This is a genomic window from Mycolicibacterium sp. MU0053, assembly GCF_963378095.1.
GTDB classification, from domain to species: Bacteria; Actinomycetota; Actinomycetes; order Mycobacteriales; family Mycobacteriaceae; genus Mycobacterium; species Mycobacterium burgundiense.
In genome coordinates, this window is the sequence record NZ_OY726397.1 from 1,900,311 (window position 1) to 1,926,068 (window position 25,758).

Below are 25,758 nucleotides of genomic sequence, written 5' to 3' on the forward strand. Positions count from 1 at the left end.
GTAAATCTCGTAGTTTGCGCACCTTCGCGAGCGGGGCGCGAGCGGGGTAAGAGCCGCGTCGCGCCCGTCCTAGACTGTGGCCGTGGCCGGGCGCATTGCAGATCGTGACATCGCAGCGATTCGCGAACGCATCCGCATCGAGGACGTCGTCGGCGACTACGTGCAGCTTCGCCGGGCCGGTGCCGACTCGCTGAAGGGGCTGTGCCCGTTCCACGACGAGAAGTCCCCGTCGTTCCACGTCCGCCCCAACCACGGCCACTTCCACTGCTTCGGCTGCGGCGAGGGCGGCGACGTCTACGCCTTCCTCCAGAAGATCGAGCACATCAGCTTCGTCGAATCCGTCGAACTGCTTGCCGACAAGGTCGGCTACACCATCACCTACACCGGCGCGTCGGCCACCAACGTGCAACGCGACCGCGGCAGCCGCAGCCGGTTGACCGCGGCCAACGCCGCCGCCGCGGAGTTCTACGCCGCCGCACTGGAATCGCCGGAGGCCGCACCGGCCCGGGCGTATCTGACCGAACGCAATTTCGACGCCGCCACGGCCCGGCACTTCGGCTGCGGCTTCGCCCCGTCGGGCTGGGACACCCTGACCAAGCACCTGCTGCGCAAGGGCTTCGAATTCAAGGAACTCGAGGCCGCCGGGCTGTCCCGGGAGGGCAAGCGCGGCCCGATGGACCGGTTCCACCGCCGGCTGCTGTGGCCCATCCGCGGCTCCAGCGGCGAGGTGATCGGCTTCGGTGCCCGGCGCATCTTCGACGACGACCCGATGACCGCCAAGTACGTGAACACCCCGGAAACGTTGCTGTACAAGAAGTCTCACGTGCTCTTCGGCATCGACCTGGCCAAGCGAGACATCGCCAAGGCGCATCAGGCCGTGGTGGTCGAGGGCTACACCGACGTGATGGCCATGCATCTGGCCGGGGTCACCACCGCGGTCGCATCCTGCGGCACGGCGTTCGGCGACGATCACCTGTCGATGCTGCGCCGGTTGATGATGGACGACAAGTTCTTCCGCGGCGAACTGATCTACGTGTTCGACGGCGACGCAGCCGGCCGGGCCGCGGCCCTGAAGGCCTTCGAGGGTGAGCAGAACCTTGCGGGGCAGTCCTACGTCGCCGTCGCTGCCGACGGGATGGATCCGTGCGATCTGCGGCTGCGGTCCGGCGACGGCGCGCTGCGGGATCTGGTGGCTCGCCGAACTCCGTTGTTCGAGTTCGCGATTCGCACCGCGCTGGCCGAGTTCGATCTGGACAGCGCCGAGGGGCGGGTCACGGCGCTGCGCCGCTGCGTGCCGATGGTGGCCCAGATCAAGGACCCGACGCTGCGTGACGAGTACGCCCGCCAGCTCACCGGCTGGGTCGGCTGGGACGACGTCGCCCAGGTGATCGCCCGGGTGCGCGAGACCGCCAAGGGCGGCGCCCGCGGCGGCGGGCGGGACAACCGGCGGGCGGCGGCGCCGGCGCCGCCGGCCAACACCGTGCCCCGCCCCGACCCGCGCGACCCGACGCTGTGGCCGCAGCGCGAGGCCCTCAAGGCGGCGCTGCAGTACCCGGCCCTGGCCGGCCCCATCTTCGACACCCTGAGCCTGGAGAGTTTCACCCACCCCGGCTACGCCGCGGTGCGGGCCGCGATCGAGGCGGCCGGCGGGACCTCGGGTGGGTTCAGCGGTGGGCAGTGGATCGACCAGGTCCGTCAGCACGCGGCCACGCCCGCCGGTGCCGCGCTGGTCGGTGAGCTCAGCGTGGAAGCCACCCGGGTCGACGACGACGAGAAGCTGCCCCGCTACATCTCCGGGGTGCTGGCCCGCCTGCAGGAGGTGTCGATCGGTCGGCAGATCGCCGAGCTCAAGTCCAAGCTGCAGCGGATGTCGCCGGTGGAGCAGGGCGACGAGTATCACGCGCTGTTCGGGGACCTGGTGGCGATGGAGGCCTATCGCCGCAGCCTGCTCGAGCAGGCCTCCGGCGACGACCTCACTGCATGACCGGCGCCCAGCGGTTACGCTGGGCCTGCTGAACGCCTAGCGGAGGGTAGTGAGATGGCTCGCACGAGGCAGTTTGTCGCCGGTTTCGCGATCGCGGGGCTCGCCGTCGCGGCGCCGACGTTCGCGGCGCTGAGCACCCCGGCCGCCGACGTGACCGAGGCCGCTCCGGCCTGTCTGGCCTGGCTGGGCAGCATGAACGACGGCAAGTGCATCTCGTACTCGATGGGCAGCGCGGTCGATTCCTCGCTCAACGGCATTCCGATCACGATCAACGGCCCGGTCGGTGACGCCGGGATCAACCGGAGCCGCGCGGGCTCGGGTACCTCCGGACCGCGGGGCTGACCGCGATGACCCGTCGTCTCGTCGTCTCGGCCGCGCTGACGGCGTTCGCCGCGTGTGCCGTCGCCGCCATCCCCGCGGCCAACGCACAACCGGGCCAGTGCGTGTCCTGGCTGGGCGCGCGCGACACCGGCCAATGCATCAGCGAATCCACCGGCGGCCTGCCGCAGGTCGGCTTCAACGGTTGGGGAGTCGAGACCGGTCCGCTGTTGCCGGGCCGGTCGATCAACGTGCCGCTGGGCTGATCCCGGCGTTCAGTTGCGGGTGTCCGGCTCGATGACCGTGGTCTGATTGTCGATCTCGGTCAACTTCACCATCGACGGATCCGGGGAGACCCGCTCGGCGATCTTGCGGCGGCCCGCCTCGATGGCCGACCTGGTGGCCGGATGCGCGGTGACCGCGCGATAGGTGCCCACGATCTGTTCGTAGCGTTTCCGGCCAGCCTTGGCGCCCAGCACGTAGCCGACTCCGAGCACGGTCAGAACACCTAACAAAGGGGGCCTCCAAGAACACGACGGACGGACCTCCCCATCCTGCCTCATCTTGGTCGGTCCCGCCGGTGGGCATCCGCTCGCACCGCGCCCACCCGCATCACCAGCACGATTCTTGTCCCGGCTAGGCTGTGCGCTAGAGTCTTGCTTCGGCCAATCCCCTGTAGCTCAATTGGCAGAGCTCCCGACTGTTAATCGGGCGGTTGATGGTTCGAGTCCATCCGGGGGAGCTCAACTCTCAGCGTCATCCGCGAGGTTTTCCGGATGCAGCATCTCCGCGTACCGGCATTGCTCCGGAATTCCGAACCCGTCGACCAGCAGTTCGGCGTAGGGCCGCAGGCGACGGCAGCGGTCGTTGATGCCGCGGGTGACCGCCTTGGCGCGTTCGGTGGACAGGAAGCGGTGCTCCATCCACCACGCCTTGTCCTTGTCGATCACGCTCAGCGCGTACAGGTCGCACACCATGCCCAGGATCTCGCGGGCCTGCTCGTCCTCACAGCTGTCGATCCCGGCGACGAAAGCCTCCAGGATCACCCGGTCGATATGCGCCTGCGCGGCGTGCAGCACGTGGTCCTGCACGGCGTTGAAGGCTTCGAAGTCCGACATCTCCTTGGCCTTGCCCTGGAGCCGACGCGCCACCGAGGCCAGCATGTACTCCTCGCGGTCCTCGAACATCTGGACCTGGGTGCCGCGGTTGAACAGGCTGCCCTCCTCCTCGTTGTCCTGCCGGGTGTCGAGGATGGTCTGGATGATGGTCTCCGCAGCCGTGCGTTTGAGCACCCGCTCGCCGGCGAAGTTGGCGGCAAAGCGCACCCAGTCCACGGGACTCATGTTTTTGACGTCGTCGGCGTAGGCGGTGAGCAACTGCTTGGCCACCAACTGGGTCAGCACATGGTTGTCGCCCTCGAAGGTGGTGAACACATCGGTGTCGGCCTTCAGCGCGATCAACCGGTTCTCGGCCATGTAGCCGGCGCCGCCGCAGGCCTCCCGGGCTTCCTGGATGGCGCGGGTGGCGTGCCAGGTGTTGGCGGCCTTGAGTCCGGCGGCACGCGATTCCAGTTCGCGCTGCTCTTCGGGGTCGGGGTCCTCGGCGCTCTGCAGCTCGTGGCACTTGGCCACCAGCTGATTCTGCGCGAACTGCAGCGCATAGGACTCGGCGATCAGCGGCAGCAGCCGACGCTGGTGCACCAGGTAGTCCATGATGAGGACTTCGTCGCCGGTGTCGGTGTCGTCGAACTGCTTGCGCTGCAACCCATACCGGGTCGCGATGTCCAGCGCCACCCGGGCCGCGGCGGCGGCGCTGCCGCCGACGGTGACCCGGCCGCGGATCAGCGTGCCCAGCATGGTGAAGAAGCGCCGGCCGGGACTTTCGATCGGGGAGGTGTAGGTGCCGTCGGGGGAGACGTCGGCGTACTTGTTGAGCAGGTTCTCCCGCGGCACCCGAACCTTGTCGAACACGATCCGGCCGTTGTCCACCCCGGGCAGGCCGCCCTTGTAGTGACAGTCCGAGGTGGTGATGCCGGGCAGGTCGTTGCCGTCTTCGTCGCGGATCGGCACAATCAGGCAGTGCACGCCGTGGACCTGCCCGTCCGGGGTGATCAACTGCGCGAAAACCGCTGCCACCCTGGCCGTCTCGGCCGCTCCGCCGATGTAGTCCTTGCGCGACGACGGGGTGGGGGAGTCGATGACGAACTCTTGGGTCGCCGGGTGGTAGGTGGCGGTGGTCTCCAGCGACTGCACATCGGAGCCGTGCCCGGTCTCGGTCATCGCAAAGCAGCCGAGCAGGTCCAGATCGATCAGCGGCTTGACGTAGGCCTCGTGGTGGCGTTCGGTGCCGAGGTTCTCGATCGCGCCGCCGAACAGACCCCACTGGACGCCGGCCTTCACCATCAGGGACAGGTCACTCATGGCCAGCATCTCGATCTGGGTGACGGCCGCGCCCACATCCCCGTTGCCGCCGTGATCCTTCTTGAAGCCGTCCTCGGCCGCCCCGGCGGCGGCCATGATCTTGAGTTGCTCGGCCACCTTGGTCCGCGCGATCACGGTGTTGGGCGTGTAGTGCGGCCGGAAGACGTCCTTGGACAGTTCCACCCGCATGCGGTTCTTCACGTCGCGCCACCGGCCGTCCAGGGTGTTCTGCAGATGCTCCGCGGTTGTGGTCATACCCCCGACGGTAGCCCGTGGACGCCGTCGGCAAACGTGTCTCGGCTAACGCAGGTAAGCCTGAGTTGAGCGGGGTCACGACGCTGGCGTTCAATCGAGACATGCCGAGACGTTTGCCGCACGATTTCGATCACCAGCATCCCGACGTCACCGGCGGCTGGCTGCGGGCCGCGACGTTCGGGGCGATGGACGGATTGGTCAGCAACACCGCGCTGGTCGCCGGCGTGGCCGCCGGAGCCGGGGCCAGCACCGTCGTGCTCGCCGGGGTGGCAGGGTTGCTGGCCGGCGCGTTCTCGATGGCGCTGGGCGAGTACACCTCGGTGACCACCGCCAACGAGCAGATCGACGCCGAGGTGCGGGTCGAGAAGCGCGCGTTCAAGCTGTTCCCGGAGGCCGAGCAGCGCGAGATGACCGTGGCGTTCGAGAAGATGGGCCTCTCGGCGGAGACCGCACGGCAGGCCGCCGAGGAATTGCACCGCGACAAGCAGCAGGCCCTGCGGATCCACCTGGTGACCGAACTCGGCGTCGACCCCACCGAGAAACCCTCGCCCAAGGTGGCGGCGGTGTCGTCGTTCCTGATGTTCTGCATCGGCGCGATCATCCCGTTGATCCCGTACCTGCTGGGTTTCGAATCGCTGCCGGCGGGTCTGATCTGCGGCGGCATCGGGCTGATGATCGCCGGCGCCATGGCCGCGCACTTCACCAAGCAACCGTTGTGGTTCGGTGGCGCGCGCCAGCTGCTGTTCGGTTCGATCGCCATCGGCGCGACCTACGTCGTGGGACTGCTCGTCGGGCAGGTTGTTTGAGTGCGGTGGGTCCTGACGGTGGTGCTCGCGCTGGTCGCCGGGGCGGCGTGCACCCCTGTCGCGACCGCCGATGAGCTGCGCTATGCGGATCAGACCACGGTCGCGCACGGCGCACAGTTCGACGGCACGGTGATCGGCGGGCTCTCGGCGATCAGCTATCACCCGGGCCAGCGGCGCTACTACGTGCTCAGCGACGACAAGGCACAGCATGGTCCGGTCCGGTTCTACACCGCCGAGATTCCGTTGTCCGACAACGCGATCGATCCGGTGCGGTTCACCGGAATGCAGCCACTGGCCGGAGCCGGAATCGCCGACGCCGAGGGCCTGGCCGTCGACGCCGTCCGGGAGCGGCTCTACTGGTCCACCGAGGGGGGTCGCCCGACCGGCGACGGGACACCGGTCCTGCAGGCCTGGATCCGCATCGCCGGGCTGGACGGCAGCGCGGCCGGCGAGTTCGCGTTGCCGGCGAATCTCGTCGTCGACCCCGCCGGGCAGCGCGGGATCCGGCCCAACAACGGTGTGGAGGGGTTGACGCTGAGCCCGTCCGGACAGACGCTGTTCGCGGGTTTGGAGGAGCCGCTGCTCGAGGATCCGGCGTCGTTGACCCGCATCACCGCGTTCGACGTTGACACGCGAAAACCCTTCGCACAGTATGCCTATCGTCTCGAACCGGCCCCGGCCGGTCGATCCAACGGGCTGTCCGGAATGGTGGCGTTGTCGGAGACGGAGTTCCTGGTGATCGAGCGCGCCGGCGGTCCGGGCCCCACGATTCGGGTGTTCCGGGCCGAAATCGGGGCAGCCACAGACACCTTGGTGCATCCCGCGCTGCCCGCCGACGTCGTATCGATGACCAAGACCCTGGTCGCGGACCTGAGCGCCGCGGGTGGTCCGACGCCGCTGGACAACATCGAGGGCATCACGCTGGGCCCCGCGGGGGCGGTGGTGTTGGTCAGCGACAACAACTTCAATCCGGCGCAGGTCACGCAGTTCCTGCTGATGCGCCGGGAAGCAGCCTGACGACACCCCGTCCCGGGGAAATGCGAGCTACTTCTCGGGGCGACTCGGGACCGGTCCCGCGGCCTCGAGCAGCCGACGGAACACGTCCACCGCGCTCGCCAGCACCTCACGATCGGCGGGGTCGAGCTGTGCCAGCAGCGGATCGATGACCGCGGCCCGGTTGCGGCGCACGTCTCCCAGGGTGCGCACGCCCTCGTCGGTGATCCGGATCAGCACCGCGCGGGCGTCGGAGGGGTCGGCGCTGCGGGTCGCCAGTCCGGCTTCCTCGAGTCGGCGGACCTGGGTCGTCATCGTCGGCTGCGAACAGTTGTCCCGGGTGGCCAGATCCGAGATCCGGGCCTCGCCGGCCTCCTCGATCATCGACAGCAGCCGGGCCTGCGCCCACGGCAGCGGCGGTCGACTGCGCTGGGTGGCCAACCGGTTGAACCGGGCCACGACGGCCAACAACTCCACACCGAGCTCGGTGGTGGGCGGCGACATGCCCCCACGTTAGATAGGTTCGCTATGTAGAACAACCCGATTCGCCGTTTAGGTCGACGGCCCTGGCAGAATCGTGAAATGACCGCAACCCGGCCCGCACCCCGACCTGCGCGGGCTCGGTCGTTGCGCCCCGCCGAAATGGCCCAGGCCTCGGTGATGGCCGCGCTGTGCGCGGCGTGTGCCGTGATCGCCGTGGTGATCCCGTTTGCCCAGGGCGTTTCCCTGCTCGGCACCGTCCCGATGGGCTTGCTGGCCTACCGGTACCGGGTGCGGGCGCTGATCGCCGCGGCGTTCGCGGGCGGGGCCATCGCGTTCCTGGTCGCGGGCCTCGGCGGATTCATGACCGTGATGATGTGCGCCTACATCGGCGGGCTGACCGGCATCGTCAAACGCCGGGGGCGCGGCGCCTTCACGGTGCTGTGGACCTCAATCCTCGCGGGCCTGGCGTTCGGGGTGTTCGCGGTGCTCGGGCTGCTGGTGTTGTCGCGGCTGCGGGTGCTGATCTTCGACACCATCACCGCCAACGCCACCGGGCTGGCGCGGTTCAACGAATCGGCCGCCGGATTCCTGAACTGGATCGGAGTGCCACCGTTCACCTGGCTGGGCGACGGTCTGGCCGCCACGGCCGACCCCATCCGGGACGTCGTGGAATGGGGCCTGCGGTACTGGCCACTGCTGGTCTGCGGCTACGCGGTGTGGTCGATCATGCTGGTCTCGATGATCGGGTGGTGGGTGCTGGCGCGCGTCCTCGAACAACTGCGCGGCATCCCGGACGTGCACAAGCTGGAAACCCCGGGCGACGGCACCCCCGGCCCGCTGCCGGTGCAACTGCGCGACATCCGGTTCCGCTATCCGAACGCCGAGCACGACGCGCTGGCTCCCATCACCCTGGACATCGAGGTGGGCGAGCACATCGCGGTGACCGGCGCCAACGGCTCCGGCAAGACCACGCTGATGTTGATCCTCGCGGGCCGCGAACCGACTTCGGGCACCGTGGCGCGGCCCGGCGCGGTGGCGCTCGGCGAGGCCGGCGGCACCTCCGTGGTGCTGCAGCACCCCGAGAGTCAGGTGCTCGGCACCCGGGTGGCCGACGACGTGGTGTGGGGTCTGCCGCCCGGTCAGCATGTCGACGTCGACGCCCTGCTCGACGAGGTCGGCCTGGCGGGCATGGGCGAACGCGACACCGGGGGGCTGTCCGGCGGGGAACTGCAGCGGCTGGCCGTGGCCGCGGCGCTGGCGCGCAAACCGGCGCTGCTGATCGCCGACGAGGTGACCTCGATGGTGGATCAGGCCGGCCGCGACGGTCTGCTCGAGGTCCTGTCCGGTCTGACCCGGCGGCATTCCATGAGCGTGCTGCAGATCACGCACTATGCCGGCGAGGCCGAATCGGCGAACCGCATTGTCAGCCTGTCGGAGTCCCGGGACAACACCGAGATGGTGGGCACCGCCGTCGTACCGGCCGCTACCGGCGCCGCCAACGAGGCGCCCACCGGCACGCCGGTCATCGAATTCGACCGGGTCAGCCACGAATACAGCGCCGGCACGCCGTGGGCCAAATCCGCGCTGAACGACGTCAGTTTCACCGTGCACGAGGGTGACGGCGTGCTGATCCACGGCGGCAACGGGTCCGGCAAGTCCACGCTGGCCTGGATCATGGCCGGTCTCGTCGAACCCACCTCGGGCAGCGCGCGGGTGGCCGGCAAACCCGCCGGCGAACAGTGCGGGGAGGTGGCCGTCGCGTTCCAGGCCGCGCGGCTGCAGTTGATGCGGCCGCGGGTCGATCTCGAGGTGGCCTCGGCGGCCGGGTTCTCGCCCGGGGACACCAAGCAGGTCAAGGCCGCGCTGGCCCGGGTCGGCCTCGACGCGTCGTTGGCGCGCCGGCGCATCGACCAACTCTCGGGCGGCCAGATGCGCCGGGTGGTGCTCGCCGGTCTGCTGGCCCGCTCGCCGCGGGTGCTGATTCTCGACGAACCGTTGGCCGGGGTGGACGCCGCCAGCCAGCGAAACCTACTGGTGCTGTTGGAGGATCTGCGTCGCGAAACCGGGTTGACGGTCGTGGTGATCTCGCACGACTTCGTCGGGCTCGAAGGTCTGTGCCCGCGCATCCTGCAGCTCAACGACGGCGTGCTGGAAGCCGCCTCGACATCGGCCAAGGAGCTGTCGTGACCGCACCCTCGAAACGGCAGCGCCGCCCCGTCGTGTTGCTGCGCCCGGTCCCCGGGCCCTCACCGATCCACGACCTGTGGGCCGGCACCAAACTGATTGTGGTCTTCGCGTTTTCGGTACTGCTGACTTTCTTCCCGGGCTGGGTGCCAATCCTCGGGATCGGCGTGCTGGTGTTGGTGACGGCCCGGCTGGCGCGCATCACGCGCGGGGTGCTGCCCACGATTCCGTGGTGGTTCTGGCTGCTGCTGGCATTCGGGGCGCTGACCGCGGCGCTGGGGGCCGGCAGCCCCGAAGTCACCATCGGCTCAGTCGAATTGGGGCTCGGCGGACTGCTGAACTTCACCCGGATCTCGCTGCTGGCCGTGGTGCTGCTGGGGTTGTGCATGTTGGTGTCGTGGACCACCAACGTCTCCGAGGTCGCACCAGCGATCGCCACCTTGGGCCGCCCGCTGAAGGCGCTGCGGGTGCCCGTCGACGATTGGGCGGTGGCTACGGCGCTGGCCTTGCGCTCGTTCCCGATGTTGCTCGACGAGTTCCGGGTGCTGTTCGCGGCGCGCAAGCTGCGGCCCCGGCCGCACTACCCGCGCCGGATGATGCGGATCCGCCGGGTCGGGTACGAGCTCGTCGACGTGCTGGCGGCGGCCATCACGGCAGCCCTGCGCCGCGGGGACGAGATGGGCGATGCCATCACGGCGCGCGGCGGCACGGGACAGTTCTCCGCCGTCCAGGCCAAGCCGCGCCGCAACGACATGATCGCGCTGGCCATCGTGGTCACCTTCTGCGCCGCCACGCTGTGCTCCGAGCTGTTCCTGTTGGGCACCAGCCCCGCGCCGTGAGGTAGATGAGAGCGCTCTCATGCGCGTCTCATCCCCGGCACCGGTCCGCCCGGCAGGGTGGTGGATATGTCCGCCCTGAACCTGCTGCTCGGGCCGCGCGCCGCCGAATTCCTCGCCGCGGCCGTCGGCGAGTACGACGCCGACCTCACGGCATTGCGGGTGGCCGACGCCCACGTCGCCCCGACCGGTGGCGTCCGGGTGCGCTACGTCGGCGAGGTGCGCCGCGCCGACGGCGGTGTACGCAGCGAAGTGCTAGTCGCGGCCGCCGGTGACCGCATCCCGGACGGCGCGACGGTGCTCGCCGGCGAATTCGAGGGTGTCCCCGCCGAAGTGGGGGTGTGGCGGTGGCCCCAGGATCCGGCGCTGCCGGGATTGGCCCTGGCCGGCCACCCCGGCCGGCTCGCCGGCCTGCTCGAGGACGCCGGCCTGCGCGTGCCCCGGAACCCCCGAATCTCGGTGCGCGCCTACCGGCCCGGTCAGCGCGCGGTGCTGGAGGTCGGCTCGGCCGACGACGACGGCGGCCCCCGCTGGTTTGTGAAGGTGGTGCGGCCCGCGACGGTACCCGACCTGCAGATCCGGCACGGGCTGCTGGCGTCGGCGTTGCCGGTGCCGCCCGTGGTGGCCACCAGCGAGCGGGGCATCATCGTGCTGCCCGAGGCTCACGGCGTGGTGTTGCGGCAACTCGTGGCCCCGGGCGGGCCGGTTGCGGCAGCGATCCCGACCGCGGCCGCGCTGCAGGAGGTGCTCGACGCGCTGCCCGCCGAACTGCTGGACCTGCCCGCCCGGCGCGGTCATCTGCAGCGCATCGACGATTCGGCGGCGGTGCTGGAGCTGACGACCCGAGGCCGCGGGCCCGAGCGGCTGGTGTCGGCGGTGGCCGACGAATTGCGTTCGGCCCCAACCGCGCCCAGCCACCCCGTGGTGCCGGTGCACGGCGACTTCTACGAAGCGCAGCTGCTGGTGCGCGACGGCCGCGTCAGCGCGGTCATCGACGTGGACTCCGCGGGCCCCGGTCAGCGCGCCGACGAGTGGGCCAACCTGCTCGGACACCTGTCGGTACTGGGGCTGCGCAGCCCGCGGGCGCGGGCTTACAGCGCGCAGATCCTCACCCATGCCCAGCGGCACACCGATCCGCAGGACCTGTGCCTGCGCACCGCCGCGGTGGTGTTCGGCCTGGCCACCGGCCCGTTCCGGAGCCAGCGCGGCGACTGGCCCGAGCGCACCACCCAGCGTCTCGAGCTGGCGCGACGGTGGTTGGCGAGGATGAGAGATCGCTCATCCTCGACTCCCGCGCCCCTCATCTTCGCCAGCGATATTTGAACGGTAAGAAAGAAACCTCGCTGAACAGGAGTGCCCTATGCAACGCCCAGCCCACTGGAAAGTCGTCACGGTAGGGGTGGCCCTGACCGGTCTCGGGATCGTCGGCGCCGGTGCCGCCGGTGCGGCCCTCGCGCCCGCCCCGACCGCAGGGATCGAAGCCCCGCAGTCCACGATGAATATCGAGCTGCCGCACGGTGATTTCGTCGCGATGGATGACGATTGGACCGACACCTACTGGGACGACGTCAGCTACCAGAACAACGACGACTGGACCGACACCTACTGGGACGACTGACCCCGAGGTCTGACCGGTCCGAAGGACGCGCGCCCCACGGTTGGGGCGCGCGTCCTTTTGTCGATGCGTTCCCGGCGGGTTCGCCACCAATTCCGGACCCGCAGTGCAAGGGTGGTCCTCATGCCTACCGCCGACACCTCCGCCGCGCAGGATCCCGGACGCACCGTATTCGGACATCCCATCGGGCTGACGAACCTGTTCGGCGTCGAATTGTGGGAGCGGTTCTCGTTCTACGGGATGCTCACGATTCTCGGGTACTACCTGTACTACTCGGCCACCGACGGCGGCCTCGGGCTGGCGCAGAGCACCGCGACCGGCATCGTCGGCGCCTACGGCGGACTGGTGTACCTGTCGACGGTCCTGGGCGGCTGGATCGCCGACCGGGTGCTCGGCATGGAGCGCACCGTTTTCTACGGCGGGGTCGTCGTGATGGCCGGGCACATCGCGTTGGCGGTGTTGCCGGGGATGGCCGGGGTGGGCTTCGGGTTGGTGCTCGTGGCGCTGGGTTCGGGGGCGTTGAAGGCCAACGCGTCCTCGCTGCTGGGCACGCTGTACGACAAGGGCGACCCGCGCGCCGACGGCGGCTTCACGCTGTTCTACCTCGGCATCAACCTGGGGGCCTTCGTCGGACCGCTGATCACCGGCCTGCTGCAGAGCCGGGTCGGGTTCCACTGGGGCTTCGGTGCCGCCGCCATCGGGATGGCGCTGGGGCTCACCCAGTACGTGATGTTCCGGCGCAACCTGGGCACCCACGGCCGCGACGTGCCGAACCCGTTGCCGCGCAGCGCCATCGGTAAGAGCGTCGGCGTACTCGTGACCGCGATCGTCGTCATCGTCGTCGTCATCGCACTCGGATGGGTGACCTTGGTGAACCTGTCGCAGGCGACCACGCTGGTGATCGCCGTCGCGTCGATCGCCTACTTCGCGATCATGCTGACCAATGCGCGGGTGACCCCGGTGGAACGCACCCGGGTGCGCGCGTTCATCCCGCTGTTCGTCGCCAACGCGGTGTTCTGGTCGCTGTTCCAGCAGATTTTCACGGTACTGGCGGTCTACTCCGACGAGCGGATGAACTGGTCGATCTTCGGCTGGACCGCGCCGTCGAACTGGATCGGCTCCTTCGAGCCCATCTGGATCATCCTGCTCTCACCCATTTTCGCGGTGATGTGGACGCGGCTGGGCAACCGCGCGCCCACCACGCCGCGCAAATTCGCCTACGGCGTCATCGGAATGGGGCTGGCATTCCTGTGTTTCGTGCCGCTGGGCGGGACGTCGGGCCGGTCCGTGCCGGTCCTGATCGTCCTCGCGATCATGGCGGTGTTCGCGATCTCGGAGTTGCTGCTGTCGCCCATCGGGCTGTCGGTGACCACCAAGCTGGCACCGGAGGCGTTCCGCGCGCAGATGATGGCGCTGTACTTCTTCTCGGTGGGCCTGGGCACGTCGATGTCGGGGGTGCTGGCCGGCTACTACGACGTGGCCCGCGAGGTCGCGTACTTCGGCATCCTGGGGTCCGTCGCGATCGTCGTCGGACTGGGGGTCTTCGCGATTGCGCCGTGGATCAGCCGGCACATGGAGGGCGTGCACTGAGTGCGCCGGCCGCAAAACGCGAGGGGCCACTCTTGTACGTATTCGTGCGATTCTGCGTACCACGATGGCCGCTCGCGGAGGTGGGGAGGCGACGTCAGCGTGACGCGGCAGCGTTGGCGGCCTCCTGGGCCTGCGGCAACGCGCGACCGACCGGCCACCGGCCCAGGAACATCTCGTCGAAATAGGGCTGGAGCGCGGCGAATCCGGCGGGGAAACCGACGCCGCCCGGCGCGCTCAGGTGCGGCCCGTCGAGCACCTCGAAGAACGGGCGCACGTTGACTCCGCGCCGCGCCCAGTAGTCGTGGTAGGTCCGCTGGGCTTCCAGGGCGGCCGGGATGGCGGTGCCGCCGGCGCCGAGGTAGGCGTTGCCGGCGGTGCTGCCCAGCCAGTCCAGCACCCGACGGGTGGCCGCGGCGTGCCTTGTCGCTGAGTTACCCGCCGCGACAATACCGTTGGTGACGCTGACCCGCCCGGCCGGACCCGCCGGCAGCATCGCCACCCCCCAGTCGAAGTTGGCCTGCGCGGCGTTGGCGAGGTTGTAGGTGCCGGACTGGAACAGTGCCATCCGGCCGGCCAGGAACTGGTTGCGGGAGAAGTCGCCGTTGTCGTTGGTCGCCGCGGCCGGCGGTGCGGCGTGATCGGTGTTGATCAGGGTGACCAGGTACTCGAATGCGGCCGCGGCCTCGGGGTTGTCGAAGCTGAATTGGTCGCCGTCGGAGAACGTTCCGCCGGCCGAACCGATGAAGGGCAGGTAGATGCCCTGCAGGTCGTTGGCGGCGTTGTAGCCCCACTGCCGGATCCGGCCCGGGTCGAATCCGGGGGCACCGGCGTGGCGGCCCTGCCCGTCGAGCGTCAACCGCATCGCCACCGCGCGCAGGGTGTCGTCGGGCCCGCCCCAGCGCAGCTCGTCGAGCGTGGCCGGGTCGATGCCGGCTTGCCTGAGCAGGTCGACGTTGTAATAGAGCGCGATCCCGGCATCGGTCAGTTGCGGTACGCCCCACAGGGTTCCGGCGCGGGTGAACTGCGCAACCACGGACGGCTCCCAGCGCGGCGACGGTGGGATCGGCAGCAGACGCCCGCTGTCGGCGTAGCCGGCGAAATAGGCGTTGCTGATCCAGAAGATGTCGTCGGCGCTGCCGCCGGCCACGTCGGTGCGCAGCGAGTCGAAGTAGCCCGCGTAGGCGACGACGTTGACCCGCACCTCGATGTCGGGGTTGGCCGCGGTGAATGCGTCCAGCGACTCCCGATAGGCGCCGGCCACCTGCTGATCCCAGAGCCGCAAAGTGATCACGGTGCGCCCACCCGGCGCCGTCTCCCGGCCGAGCAGCACCGCGGCGGCCAGCAACGCCACGATCACGCCCAGCACCCCGAGTGCGAACATCGTCGAAACCCGCAGCGCCCTCACCGCACTTCCCGCCCAAAGGTGAGTCTGGGCCGGTTTGTGCGAGTAACTTCCGGCATTTCGTCAATCTCGGCGAATGTGAGCGCGGTCATTTGAGTCCCGTCACGACGATCGAGCGGACGATGTGGCGCTGGAACACCAGGAACAGCGCCAGCAACGGGACGATCGCCACCGTCGTCGCGGCCATCACCAGCGTCCACTGCGCGTTGTATTGCGACTGCAGGCCGGCGGTGGCCACCGTCAACACCCGCCACTGCGATCCGCTGGTGATCACCAGCGGCCACATGAACGAATTCCATTGGGAAACAACCGTGATCAACGCCAAGGTCACCAGGATCGGGCGCGAGGACGGCAGGATCACATGCACCAGCACGTCCAAGGTGTTGGCGCCGTCGATGCGCGCGGCGCGCTCCAGGTCACGGGGGATGCCCCGAAAGTGCTCCCGCAGCAGGAAGATCGCGTACGGCGAGCCGAACACGAAGGGCAGCACCAACGCCCAGAACGTGTTGCGCAGACCCAGTTGGGCCATCATCAGATACAGCGGCACCACGGTCACCGTCGCCGGCACCATCAAGGTCGCGATGTACACCCAGAACACCGCGTCCCGGCCGGGAAACTCCAACCGCGCGAAGGCATACGCGGCCAGCACCGACAGCGTCAGCTGGCCCGCCAGGATCACCGCGGTCATCAACGCCGTGACCACCAGCGCGCGCCCGAAACCGAAGTCCGCCAGGCCGGTGTAGTTGGCCGGTGTCGGCGGATCGGGCCACGACAGCGGCGACCCGGTGGCGAACTGCTCGGCGGAGGTGAACGACGTCAGCAACCCCAGCGCGAACGGCGCCACGGTGAGCAGCGCCCCGGCCGCCAGGCCCAGGTAGATCAGCGCGTTACGCCAGGTCATAGCTGATCCGCTTGCGGAAATACAGGTGCTGGACCACGGTGATGCCGACCAGGATGACGAACAGCACGATGGCCATCACCGCAGCCCGACCGATCGCGGCGGACCCGAACGCCTCGGCATAGATCCGGTGCGCGACGAGGTCGGTGCGCTGCTGCGGCCCGCCCCCGGTCAGCGCGTACACCGTGTCGAACACCTGCGCGGCGCTGATCACCCCGGTGACGGCGACGAAGAACAGCGTGGGCCGCATCATCGGCAGCGTGATCCGCCAGAACCGCTGCCACGCGGTGGCGCCGTCGATCTGGGCCGCGGCGTGCACCTGCGGCGGGATCGCCAGCATGCCCGCGACGAAGAACAGCGTCGTATAGCCCACCCCGGACCACACCGTCACCGCCGAGACCACCGGCAGCGCCAGGCCCGGATCGGTCAGCCAGTCGATCTGCCGGCCCGCCAGGGTGGCCACCGCGCCGTCGGTGGGCGCCAGGATCCAGCGCCACAACACCGCGATCGCCAGCGGCGCGCACACCCACGGCACCACGTACAACGTGCGAAACACGCCGCTGCCCGGCAACTCCCGCGCCAACAGCGCGGCCGCGGCCAGGCCCAGCACCATCTGGGTCGGCACCACCAGCGCGATGAACACCAGCGTCACCAGCAGCGAGTTGCCGAACGTCGGGTCCGAGAGCACCGAGCGCCAATTGTCCAGCCCCACATAGTTGATCGGACCCAACAGATCCCAGCGGTGCAGGCTCAGCCACGCCACCACCAGCATCGGCAGCAGCAGGAACGCCGCCACCCCGAACAGGCTGGGCGCCAACAACGCATAACCCAGCCCGGTCGATCGCGCGAGTTTGGGCATGGGGACATTAAACGCTGACTAGGCTGCGAACGTGATCACCCTGGACCGGCTCGTCAACGTGCTCGGCGGGTACGGCGTGGTCTCCCGACTCGGTGCGGTGCCGCGCTCCACCGAACTGCGCAGTGTGGTGCTGCCCGAACCGCGCGAACCGAAGGTCTCCGGCGACGTCCTGCTGGCCCTGGGCGCGGCCACCGTCCCAGACGGGGTGCGGATGGCGCGCGACGTCGGGGCCATCGCGGTGCTGGTGCGCGCCGACGGGGTTGCCGCGGCCGACGACGTCGCTGTCCTGCAGGTGGACCCGGCGGTCCCGTGGAGCGAGCTGGCCGCGGTGGTCTACGGCCTGGTGCTGGAGGGGCGCGAGACCGAATCGGGCCGCGGACCCACCGATTTGTTCGCGCTGGCCGACAGCCTGGCCGACGCCCTCGGCGAACCGCTGATCATCAAGGACCGTCACGCCAACGTGCTGGCCTATTCGCGCGATCAGGGCCACGTCGATCCGGCCCGCGTCGAGACCATCCTGGCCCGGCGCACCCCGGATGGGTTCCGCACGCTGTTGACCGAGCGCGGGGTGTTCACCCGGCTGATGGCCACCGACGAGCCGTTCTTCGTCGACCCCGACGACGAGTCCGGGCTGCACGGTCGCATGGTGGTGGCGGTCCGGGTGGGCCGGGAGCTGCTCGGGTCGGTGTGGGTGAGCTGCCCCCGCCCGCTGCGCGGCGCGGCCCGGCGGACCCTGGCCGACGGGGCCCGGACGGTGGCACTGCATCTGCTGCGCTCCCGGGCCAGCGCCGATCTGGAGCGTCAGGTCGAGTCCGAATCGGTGATCCGGCTGCTGGAGGGCACCGCCGACGCCGCGACGCTCGCCAGTCGGCTGGGGCTGTCGCCGGGATCGCTGCAGGTGATCGCGGTGCGCCCGCGCGCGGACACCGAGCCGCACACCGCGCTGCTGATGGCGTTCGAGCAGGCCACCGCGGGTTTCGGGTGGTCGCGTCCGGGCCGCAGCGCGGTGGTGGAGAACACCGTCTACACGGTGTTGCCGGTGGAATCCACCGACTCGGCGCGGCACTGGGTGGCCGCCCTGGCCGATGCGCTGCCCGAGACGGCGACCATGTGGGCCGGCATCAGCGGGCCCGCCACCGCCGACGAGCTGGTGGTCGCCCGCCGGGAAGCCGACGAATGCCTGGCCCTGCACGAGGCCGCCGGCGGGGATCCGCCCGCGTACGACGAGCGCTGGGACGACATCCTGCTGCAACGGTTGCGCGCGGCCGCCGGGTCGGGGCGCGGGCCGACGCGCGGGCCGGTCGCGGAGCTGATCCGCTACGACGCCGAGCACGGCACCCAGTTCGTGACGACGCTGCGGGCCTGGCTGGTGGCCCAGGGCGACGCGGTGGTCGCCGCCGACATCCTGGGCGTGCACGAAAACACCGTGCGCAACCGGCTGCGCAAGCTGATCCGGGTCGCCCGGGTGGATCTCAGCGATCCGCAGAAGCGCATGGCGCTGATGATCGAACTCGCGGCACTCTAGGCGGTGTGGCAGGGCCACAATCTCCGCCCTCTTCGTTGTGGTTAGACCACATGAGCTGCGGTCATTGCTGCCTCATCATGGAGGTAACTACTTAGGGGAGGTACACGATGACCGAGCGCATCGACGGCGGGCCACGCTCTGTGGTCGTCGTGGGCGCAGGCATCGTCGGGCTGTCGACCGCCTGGTTTCTGCAGGAACGCGGCGTCGAGGTCACCGTGGTGGACCGCGAGGGCGTGGCGGCCGGCTCCTCCTGGGGCAACGCCGGTTGGATCTCACCCGCGCTGACCATTCCCCTCAACCAGCCCTCGGTGCTGCGCTACGGCCTGAAAAGCCTGTTCAGCAGGACGGCGCCGCTGCACATCCCGCTGCGTGCGGACCTCGGTCTGCTGCGTTTCCTGACTCGCTTCGCCTTGAACTGCCGGCGCTCCCGCGTCGACGCCGCGATCCGCGCCAATCTGCCGTTCAACGACGAGTGCCTCGAGGCCTACGACGTGCTGATCAGCAACGGGGTCGACGCGCCGCTCACGGATTCGGCGATCACCGCGCTTTTCGAGAACGAGACCCAGGCGCGGGAACTGCGCCGCGAACTGCAGGACATGCGCGAGGCGGGTCAGCGCATCGAGGTCACCGAGCTGTCCGAGGCGCAGCTTCGCGAGCGGGTTCCGCTGGCGTCGTCGGCGGCCACGGTGGGGTTGTCCGTCGAGCATCAGCGCTACGTCGATCCCGGTCAGTTCGTGACGGCCCTGGGACGCGCCGTGACCGAGCGTGGCGGTGAGATCCGCGAACTGCGGATCACCGACATCACCCACTACCGGGGGCAGGCCGCGGTGCACGCGTTCGGCGGCGCGATGCTGACCGCCGACGCCGTGGTGCTCGCGACCGGTGCCTGGCTGCCGGACCTGACGCATCGCTGGATACGCGCCGATGTCCGTGCGGGCCGGGGCTATTCGTTCACTGTGCCGGTGGAACGTCCGCTGCTCGGACCCATCTACCTGCCCTCGGAACGGGTCGCGTGCACGCCCTATCAGGGTGGGCTGCGCGTCGCGGGCACCATGGAATTCCGCGGGCCGGATGACCCGCTGGTGCCGGCCCGGGTGCACGCCGTCGCCGAGTCGGCCAGCCGACTGCTCGACGGGGTGAACTGGGAGCAGAAAAAAGACGTCTGGGTCGGGCCCCGCCCGGTCACCCCGGATGGCCTGCCACTGATCGGCGAACTCGCCGATGGAGTGTTCGTAGCCGGCGGACACGGAATGTGGGGCCTGGCGCATGGCCCTGTGACAGGCCGGTTGCTCGCAGAGCAGATCACCACCGGCAAACAACCCGACGCGCTACGGCCCTTCCAGCCGTACCGGTAAACCTCCACCCACGTCGTCAGGGGCGGTGCGATTGCCACCCGCCCCTGACGACAGCCCTTCCTATTTAAGGAGATTCACAACTATGACGACTGCACACCGGATCTGGCTGACGCCGACCGCCCACCAGAAGCTGCAGGAGGAGCTCGAAGCCCTGCAGCAGCGGACCGACGACAACGACGATTCGTCCGACCAGAACGCCGAGGCGGTCCGGCGCGCCCAGCAGGCCCGGATCCAGGAGATCCACGAGATCCTGGGTAACGCCACCGTCGGTGAAGAGCCGCCAAACGACGGCGTCGCCGAGCCCGGCATGGTGTTGACCATCCGCTACGAGGGCAGCGACGACACCGAGGAGTTCCTGCTCGGCACGCGCGGTGCGGATTACGGTGGCATCGAGGTCTATTCGCCGGACTCGCCGCTGGGCGCGGCGATCGTCGGCGCGGGGGTCGGTGACACCCGCAGCTACGAGCTGCCCAACGGCAGCCTGCAGCAGGTCACGCTGCTCAGCGCCGTGCCGTACGGACTGAGCGAGGCCTAACCCCCGCATCGGTGGAGGGGGACGCACTGACCGATTGCCCACCTCGTAGCGACTGTCGCTACGAGGTGGGCAGTTGTCTTCCGGGAAGTCTTCCGGGAAACACGCCGCACCATCGGCGCTGCCAGGCCCCGCGCCGGCAGCTACAGTGCCAGTCGTGACGGCCCGCCGCGAAGTCGACGCTGATTTCCTTGCCCTGCCGCGCCACGAGTTGGCCGCGGCCGCGCTGGAGGCTGCGTTGGCCGCCGGCGCCAGCTACGCCGACCTGCGTATACAACGCATCTCCACCGATGTGGTGCATATGCGCGACGGCGAACTCGAGACCGCGGTGGAGTCCCGCGAGATCGGGCTGGCCGTGCGGGTGATCGTCGACGGCACCTGGGGGTTTGCCTCCCACGCCGAGCTGTCGACCCAGGTGGCCGCCGACACCGCCCGCCGCGCGGTCTACGTCGCAACCACGTTGGGGCCGCTGAACACCGAGCGCATCGAACTGGCCGACGAGCCCGTCTATCGCGACGTGAACTGGGTGTCGCGGTACCGGATCGACCCGTTCGAGGTGCCGACCGCCGAGAAGGTCGAGTTGCTCGGCGAGTATTCGGGGCGACTGCTGGCCGCCGACGGCGTCGACCATGTCTCGGCGGGGTTGAACTGCGCCAAGGAGCAGACGTTCTACGCCGACACGTTCGGCTCGTCGATTACTCAGCAGCGGGTGCGCCTGCAGTCGCTGCTCAATGCGGTGGCCGTCGACGCCGCCTCGGGCACCTTCGAATCCATGCGCACGCTCGCGCCGCCGACCGGCCGCGGGTGGGAGGCCGTCCGCGACGACGAGATCTGGGACTGGAGCGGCGAACTCGCTCGGATTCCCGATCTGCTGGCCGAGAAGACCAAGGCGCCCAGCGTCGTGGCCGGACCCACCGATCTGGTCATCGATCCGACCAACCTGTGGTTGACCATCCACGAATCCATCGGGCACGCCACCGAATACGATCGCGCGATCGGCTATGAGGCCGCCTACGCCGGCACGTCGTTCGCCACCCCGGAGAAGCGGGGCGTGCTGCAGTACGGTTCGCCGGTGATGAATGTCACCGCCGACCGTACGGTCCACTACGGTTTGGCCACAGTCGGTTACGACGACGAGGGGGTGCAGGCCCAGAGTTGGGATCTGATCCGCGACGGCATCTTCGTCGGCTATCAACTGGACCGGGTGTTCGCGCCCCGGCTGGGTCAGGCGCGCTCCAATGGGTGCTCGTATGCCGACTCTCCGCACCATGTGCCCATCCAGCGGATGGCCAACGTGAGCCTGCAGTCCGCCGACGAGGACATCAGCACTGCGGATCTGATCTCCCGGGTCGAGGACGGCATCTACGTCGTGGGCGACAAGTCCTGGTCAATTGACATGCAGCGGTACAACTTCCAGTTCACCGGGCAGCGGTTCTTCCGGATCCGCAACGGGGAGCTCGACGGGCAGCTGCGCGATGTCGCCTATCAGGCGACCACCACCGATTTCTGGAATTCGATGGAGGCCGTCGGCGGGCCGTCAACGTGGCGGCTGGGCGGGGCGTTCAACTGCGGCAAGGCCCAGCCCGGTCAGGTGGCGGCCGTGAGCCACGGCTGCCCCTCGGCGTTGTTCCGAAAAGTCAACGTGCTCAACACCCGCAGCGAAGGAGCGCATTCATGATTCCGGCGCAGCAGGTGGTGGACTTGGTGCTGGCCGAGGCCGCGCGGGTCGGCGGGGCCGACGAGACCATCGTGATGGTGCGCGACACCGCCGACGCATCGCTGCGCTGGGCCGGTAATTCGATGACCACCAACGGCGAATCGGTGCAGCGCAGCACCATTGTGGTCGCCATCGTGCGGTCGGAGGATGGCGCCAAGGTGGGTTCGCTCAGTTCCACCGACGTGGACCCCGCGGCGATCCCGGCGCTGGTCGCGGCGTCGCAGAATGCCGCCCGCTCGGCCCCAGATGCCCGCGACGCTGTCCCGCTGCTGTCCGGCGGCGCGACCCCCGACGACTGGGATCAGGCGCCGGCGGCCACCGGAGCCGACGCCTTCGGTGGCGTCGCGACCGCGCTCAGTCGCGGTTTCGGGGGCTCCGACAAGCTGTACGGATTTGCCCATCACATCGTCGAAACCACCTATCTGGCAACCTCTACCGGGATTCGCCGCCGCTTCACCCAGCCCACCGGGTCGGTGGAGATCAACGCCAAACGCGGCGATGCCAGCGCGTGGGCCGGCACCAGCACGCCGTGGTTCGTCGAGGTTCCCGTCGATGCGATGCTCGCCGAACTGTCGATGCGGCTGGACTGGTCGCAGCGCACGGTGGAATTGCCGGCCGGCCGTTACGAGACGATCATGCCGCCGTCCACCGTCGCGGACATGATGATCTACCTCGGCTGGACCATGGAGGGCCGCGGCGCGCAGGAGGGCCACACCGCGTTGGCGGCCCCCGGCGGCGGCACCCGGGTGGGGGAGAAGCTCACCGAGTTGGGGTTGACGCTGTACTCGGATCCGTTCGCGGCCGGCCTGGAATGCATGCCGTTCGTCTCGGTGGGCGGCTCGTCGGAAACCATGTCGGTGTTCGACAACGGGATGGACATCGAGCGGGTCGACTGGATCCGCGACGGCGTGATCAACGCGCTGGCCTACCCGCGGGCCGCCGCGGCAGAATTCGACGTGCCCGTCGCGGTGCCGGCCTCGAACCTGCTGATGACCGGCGGCACAGCGGAATTGGCGGACATGGTAGCGGCCACCGAGCGCGGTCTACTGCTGACCACGCTGTGGTACATCCGCGAGGTGGACCCGACCGCCCTGCTGTTGACCGGGCTGACCCGCGACGGCGTGTACCTCATCGAGGACGGCGAGGTCACCGCGGCGGTCAACAACTTCCGGTTCAACGAAAGCCCGTTGGAGTTGCTGCGCCGAGCCACCGAGGCCGGAATTTCGGAGGTCACACTGCCGCGCGAGTGGGGCGATTGGGCCACGCGCGCGCAGATGCCGTCGTTGCGAATCCCGGACTTTCACATGTCCTCGGTCAGCCAGGCGCAATAGCGGGGCGGAATGCAGTCAAGCTGGTCGGCTACGGTGGTCGGCATGGGCGAGGTGCGTGAGGCCGAACATGGCCGTCCCACTCATCGACTGGTGCACCTGAGCGACACGCACCTGGTCGGGGCCGGGCGGTTATACGGACAACTCGATGCCGAGGCTCGACTACAGCAGATCCTGGACGAGATGCTGGCCTCGCAGGCCCGCGTCGACGCCCTGATCTTCACCGGCGATCTCGCCGACCGAGGTGAACGGCAGGCGTACACCCGGTTACAGGAGTTGGTCGCCCCGGTTGCCATTGAACTTGGCGCACAGGTGATCTGGGTGATCGGAAACCACGATGACCGGGCGAACTTCCGGGCGCAGTTCCTGCCGGATGCGCCCGGCGCCGGCGCCGTGGACTACGTCTACGACCTCGCCGGGCTGCGCGTGATCACCCTCGACACCACCGTGCCGGGACACCACCACGGGGAGATCGACGAGGAGCGGCTGCAGTGGCTGGCCGCGCAACTGGCGACCCCGGCCCCGCACGGCACGATCTTGGCGATGCACCACCCGCCGATCCCGTGCGTCCAGGATCTGGCGGTGCTGGTCGAACTGCGCGAACAGGCGCGGCTGGCTCGGGTCCTGCGGGGCACCGACGTGCGGGCGATCCTGGCCGGGCACCTGCACTATTCGACGACGGCCACGTTCGCCGGAATCCCCGTCTCCGTCGTGGCGGCCACCTGCTACACCCAGGACCTCAACGCGCCCGTCGGTTCGCAGCGGGGGCGCGACGGCGCCCAGTCGAGCAACCTCGTGCACGTCTATCCGGACACGATCGTGCACTCGGTGGTGCCCATCGGTACCTACGCGACCGTCGGGGAGGCGGTTTCGGCCGACGAAACCGCCCGCCGGCTGGAGCAGGCCGGGATCCGGATTCCCGGCGCGGATCTGCTGCGAACGTAGCGCCGGCGGGCTAGCCGATTTCCGGGTCGGGACGCTCCCACGGGGCGGGAATCGGAAAGTAGGACCGCAGGAATTTCGTCATGGCCTTGGCCCGCTTGCGTGGGGACACTTCCTCGTCGGCGTCGTCGTTGAGGCAGAAGAAGTCGACCGAACGTTGTTTCAGCAGCGTCTTCATTTCCCGCAGACCGGCTTTGGCGGTGGTGTCGACATAGCGCGTCTGCGCACCCTGTTGCACCACGGCCCGGCCACTGAGCAACGCGTAGTAGTGGTACAGGGAATTGGTCACCGAGATGTTGTCCCGGGCCCGGAACGGGCTGGCGGCCGTCGCCGCGAACTCGTCGGGAAACTCCGTTTCCATCTCGGTCACCACCGACTTGCGCAGCGGGGTCGGGGCGTGCGCCAAATGCCGGGTGATCACGGCGCCGTAGCGGTGGTGCAACAGGCGCCGGTTGACCCGGGCGGAGTTCTCGAAGCCGCTGCGGTCCTCCTCCGGGCTCCCCAGCCCGATCCGGGTGTCGTCTTCGATGAACTTGGTGATCCCGCCGGGGGAGAAGAACGTTTCCGGCCCCACCGGTTGCCCGAAGAACATGTCGTCGTTGGCGTAGATGAAGTGCTCGGACAGCCCCGGGATGCGGTGCAATTGGGATTCGACGGCCTGCGAATTGTAGGTGGGCAGCGCGGCTGGGTCGGCGAAGAACTCCGCGCTGCGCACGAACCGCACCCGGTCATCGTCGGCCAGCCAGTGTGGGCGGGCGCAGTCGGTGGCGACGTAGATCTGCCGGATCCAGGGCGCATACATGTGCACCGAGCGCAGCGCGTAGCGCAGTTCGTCGACGTGCCGGAACCGGGCCGCGGAGTCGTCGCCGGCGCCGTGCACGTGGCCGGCCATCGCTTCGGCGCGTTGGCGCTGCCACTGCAGATCCGCGCCGTCGACCCAGGAGAAGACCAGGTCGATATCGAAGGTGACGTCGCCGGCGTGGGCGGTGAACATGTGCTGCAATGTCGGCCAGGTGTGGCCGTAGCGTTCCACCGTGGTGCGCACGGCCTCGCGTGCGGGAATGGCGTTGCGCGTGAGCGCATTCGGGATCGGCAGCACGATGGTGTCGGCGGTGAACGACCACAGCTGGATCTGGACGCCGGCCTCCTGCTCGTGGCGCAGGCCGTCGTTGCGCTGTGCGCGCGGCCGAAAGACCCGGAAAATACGCGCCTCCGGGCTCAACGCGAACGCGGCGTCCGCGAGGACGATCGCGTGCGGGATCTTGGCGTCGACCACGGCGCAATGCACGGGCTGGCGGGCGCCGGCGTCGGCCAGGGCCGCGGCGAAGACCGCGCGGTCGGCCTGGTCGATGGCGATCACGGGCCGCCGATCGGCGCCCTGGATCAGCAGATAATCGATGCGCGCGGCGGCGATGACGGCACGCAGGAACAGCAGGTCTTCCACCATCGCTTCGCGCGGGATCGCCGCGGGATCCGGCAGGGGGTAACTGGCGTGCGGGCGCACCATCCCTGCCGGCTTGCTGCGCCGGGACAGCGGGGCAGGTCGCTTGTGCTTGACGGACTTGGGGATCTTCGTTTCCGCAGGCAGCAGTTGGGTGCTCGGGTGAACGGTGTCTGAATAGGTGATTGGGGCACTCTCCGGTCGTAAAAGTACAGGGCGATGACGCCATTGTACGCGCTGACCTGCGCAAACATCGCCACGGGCGGATCGCCGCT

General features: G+C 69.1%; 23 protein-coding genes and 1 tRNA gene. 17 read left to right on the forward strand and 7 right to left on the reverse strand.

Annotated elements, in window-relative coordinates; genetic code table 11:
- Nucleotides 1–82: 82 nt before the first annotated feature.
- The 3 genes from dnaG to RCP80_RS08945 are packed head-to-tail and all read left to right on the forward strand — an operon-like array spanning nucleotide 83 to nucleotide 2,568.
- Nucleotides 83–1,984 (forward strand): DNA primase, encoded by a 1,902-nt coding sequence (gene dnaG, locus RCP80_RS08935; protein WP_308481987.1) that lies wholly within the window; start codon nucleotides 83–85, stop codon nucleotides 1,982–1,984.
- Nucleotides 1,985–2,038: 54 nt separating this feature from the next.
- Nucleotides 2,039–2,326, forward strand: a complete 288-nt coding sequence (locus tag RCP80_RS08940) for a DUF7155 family protein (protein WP_308481988.1) — start codon at nucleotides 2,039–2,041, stop codon at nucleotides 2,324–2,326.
- A gap of 5 nt (nucleotides 2,327–2,331) precedes the next feature.
- Complete coding sequence (locus RCP80_RS08945) at nucleotides 2,332–2,568, forward strand: DUF7155 family protein (protein ID WP_308481989.1); 237 nt, start codon at nucleotides 2,332–2,334, stop codon at nucleotides 2,566–2,568.
- 9 nt (nucleotides 2,569–2,577) lie between these two features.
- Here RCP80_RS08945 and RCP80_RS08950 read toward each other — a convergent pair whose 3' ends face one another.
- Nucleotides 2,578–2,865, reverse strand: a complete 288-nt coding sequence (locus RCP80_RS08950) for a hypothetical protein (protein ID WP_373693476.1) — start codon at nucleotides 2,863–2,865, stop codon at nucleotides 2,578–2,580.
- Nucleotides 2,866–2,971: 106 nt separating this feature from the next.
- On the opposite strand from RCP80_RS08950, the gene RCP80_RS08955 reads away from it, so the two are divergent.
- Nucleotides 2,972–3,044 (forward strand) — tRNA-Asn (locus tag RCP80_RS08955).
- Nucleotide 3,045: 1 nt separating this feature from the next.
- Here the strand turns inward: RCP80_RS08955 and RCP80_RS08960 are convergent.
- On the reverse strand, nucleotides 3,046–4,977 hold the full coding sequence (locus RCP80_RS08960) for an acyl-CoA dehydrogenase family protein (protein WP_308481991.1): 1,932 nt from the start codon (nucleotides 4,975–4,977) through the stop codon (nucleotides 3,046–3,048).
- A 101-nt stretch (nucleotides 4,978–5,078) separates the two neighbouring features.
- On the opposite strand from RCP80_RS08960, the gene RCP80_RS08965 reads away from it, so the two are divergent.
- Nucleotides 5,079–5,783, forward strand: coding sequence for a VIT1/CCC1 transporter family protein (locus RCP80_RS08965; protein ID WP_308481992.1), 705 nt, complete (start codon nucleotides 5,079–5,081; stop codon nucleotides 5,781–5,783).
- Entirely contained in the window at nucleotides 5,784–6,800 is a 1,017-nt protein-coding gene (locus RCP80_RS08970; RefSeq protein ID WP_308481993.1) for an esterase-like activity of phytase family protein, read from the forward strand.
- Nucleotides 6,801–6,827: 27 nt separating this feature from the next.
- Here the strand turns inward: RCP80_RS08970 and RCP80_RS08975 are convergent, their stop codons facing one another.
- On the reverse strand, nucleotides 6,828–7,280 hold the full coding sequence (locus RCP80_RS08975) for a MarR family winged helix-turn-helix transcriptional regulator (RefSeq protein ID WP_308481994.1): 453 nt from the start codon (nucleotides 7,278–7,280) through the stop codon (nucleotides 6,828–6,830).
- Nucleotides 7,281–7,358: 78 nt separating this feature from the next.
- Here RCP80_RS08975 and RCP80_RS08980 point away from each other — a divergent pair, with 78 nt between their 5' ends.
- The 5 genes from RCP80_RS08980 to RCP80_RS09000 all read left to right on the forward strand — a co-directional run bounded on the left by RCP80_RS08980 (nucleotide 7,359) and on the right by RCP80_RS09000 (nucleotide 13,484).
- A complete protein-coding gene (locus tag RCP80_RS08980) occupies nucleotides 7,359–9,446 on the forward strand; it encodes an ATP-binding cassette domain-containing protein (RefSeq protein WP_308481995.1) in 2,088 nt (695 codons plus the stop codon).
- The gene (locus RCP80_RS08985) at nucleotides 9,443–10,282 is read left to right on the forward strand and encodes a CbiQ family ECF transporter T component (RefSeq protein ID WP_308481996.1); all 840 of its coding nucleotides are present in this window, start codon (nucleotides 9,443–9,445) and stop codon (nucleotides 10,280–10,282) included. Before RCP80_RS08980 ends, RCP80_RS08985 begins: the two co-directional genes overlap by 4 nt.
- Before the next feature lie 66 nt (nucleotides 10,283–10,348).
- Nucleotides 10,349–11,602: a protein kinase family protein gene (locus tag RCP80_RS08990; protein ID WP_308481997.1), complete on the forward strand. Its 1,254-nt coding sequence runs from the start codon at nucleotides 10,349–10,351 to the stop codon at nucleotides 11,600–11,602.
- A 37-nt stretch (nucleotides 11,603–11,639) separates the two neighbouring features.
- On the forward strand, nucleotides 11,640–11,897 hold the full coding sequence (locus tag RCP80_RS08995) for a hypothetical protein (protein WP_308481998.1): 258 nt from the start codon (nucleotides 11,640–11,642) through the stop codon (nucleotides 11,895–11,897).
- Between the two features lie 120 nt (nucleotides 11,898–12,017).
- Entirely contained in the window at nucleotides 12,018–13,484 is a 1,467-nt protein-coding gene (locus RCP80_RS09000) for a peptide MFS transporter (protein ID WP_308481999.1), read from the forward strand.
- A gap of 94 nt (nucleotides 13,485–13,578) precedes the next feature.
- On the opposite strand, the gene RCP80_RS09005 is transcribed toward RCP80_RS09000, so the two are convergent.
- The 3 genes from RCP80_RS09005 to RCP80_RS09015 all read right to left on the reverse strand — a co-directional run bounded on the left by RCP80_RS09005 (nucleotide 13,579) and on the right by RCP80_RS09015 (nucleotide 16,643).
- A complete protein-coding gene (locus tag RCP80_RS09005; protein ID WP_308482000.1) occupies nucleotides 13,579–14,889 on the reverse strand; it encodes an ABC transporter substrate-binding protein in 1,311 nt (436 codons plus the stop codon).
- Between the two features lie 85 nt (nucleotides 14,890–14,974).
- The gene (locus RCP80_RS09010; RefSeq protein WP_308482001.1) at nucleotides 14,975–15,787 is read right to left on the reverse strand and encodes a carbohydrate ABC transporter permease; all 813 of its coding nucleotides are present in this window, start codon (nucleotides 15,785–15,787) and stop codon (nucleotides 14,975–14,977) included.
- Nucleotides 15,774–16,643 (reverse strand): carbohydrate ABC transporter permease, encoded by an 870-nt coding sequence (locus RCP80_RS09015; protein ID WP_308482002.1) that lies wholly within the window; start codon nucleotides 16,641–16,643, stop codon nucleotides 15,774–15,776. Before RCP80_RS09015 ends, RCP80_RS09010 begins: the two co-directional genes overlap by 14 nt.
- A 31-nt stretch (nucleotides 16,644–16,674) precedes the next feature.
- On the opposite strand from RCP80_RS09015, the gene RCP80_RS09020 reads away from it, so the two are divergent.
- The 6 genes from RCP80_RS09020 (at nucleotide 16,675) to RCP80_RS09045 (ending at nucleotide 24,045) form a co-directional block, all read left to right on the forward strand.
- Entirely contained in the window at nucleotides 16,675–18,168 is a 1,494-nt protein-coding gene (locus RCP80_RS09020; RefSeq protein ID WP_308482003.1) for a PucR family transcriptional regulator, read from the forward strand.
- A gap of 107 nt (nucleotides 18,169–18,275) precedes the next feature.
- Nucleotides 18,276–19,523 carry an NAD(P)/FAD-dependent oxidoreductase gene (locus tag RCP80_RS09025; protein ID WP_308482004.1) on the forward strand — a complete coding sequence of 416 codons (1,248 nt, stop codon included), beginning with the start codon at nucleotides 18,276–18,278 and terminating at the stop codon, nucleotides 19,521–19,523.
- 82 nt (nucleotides 19,524–19,605) lie between these two features.
- Nucleotides 19,606–20,058 carry a GreA/GreB family elongation factor gene (locus RCP80_RS09030; protein WP_308482005.1) on the forward strand — a complete coding sequence of 151 codons (453 nt, stop codon included), beginning with the start codon at nucleotides 19,606–19,608 and terminating at the stop codon, nucleotides 20,056–20,058.
- A 154-nt stretch (nucleotides 20,059–20,212) separates the two neighbouring features.
- Nucleotides 20,213–21,733, forward strand: a complete 1,521-nt coding sequence (locus tag RCP80_RS09035; RefSeq protein ID WP_308482006.1) for a TldD/PmbA family protein — start codon at nucleotides 20,213–20,215, stop codon at nucleotides 21,731–21,733.
- Nucleotides 21,730–23,103: a metallopeptidase TldD-related protein gene (locus RCP80_RS09040; protein WP_308482007.1), complete on the forward strand. Its 1,374-nt coding sequence runs from the start codon at nucleotides 21,730–21,732 to the stop codon at nucleotides 23,101–23,103. The genes RCP80_RS09035 and RCP80_RS09040 overlap by 4 nt, the downstream gene beginning before the upstream one ends.
- 42 nt (nucleotides 23,104–23,145) lie before the next feature.
- Complete coding sequence (locus RCP80_RS09045) at nucleotides 23,146–24,045, forward strand: phosphodiesterase (RefSeq protein ID WP_308482008.1); 900 nt, start codon at nucleotides 23,146–23,148, stop codon at nucleotides 24,043–24,045.
- A gap of 10 nt (nucleotides 24,046–24,055) precedes the next feature.
- Here the strand turns inward: RCP80_RS09045 and RCP80_RS09050 are convergent, their stop codons facing one another.
- The gene (locus RCP80_RS09050; protein ID WP_308482009.1) at nucleotides 24,056–25,549 is read right to left on the reverse strand and encodes a stealth family protein; all 1,494 of its coding nucleotides are present in this window, start codon (nucleotides 25,547–25,549) and stop codon (nucleotides 24,056–24,058) included.
- Nucleotides 25,550–25,758: the final 209 nt, after the last annotated feature.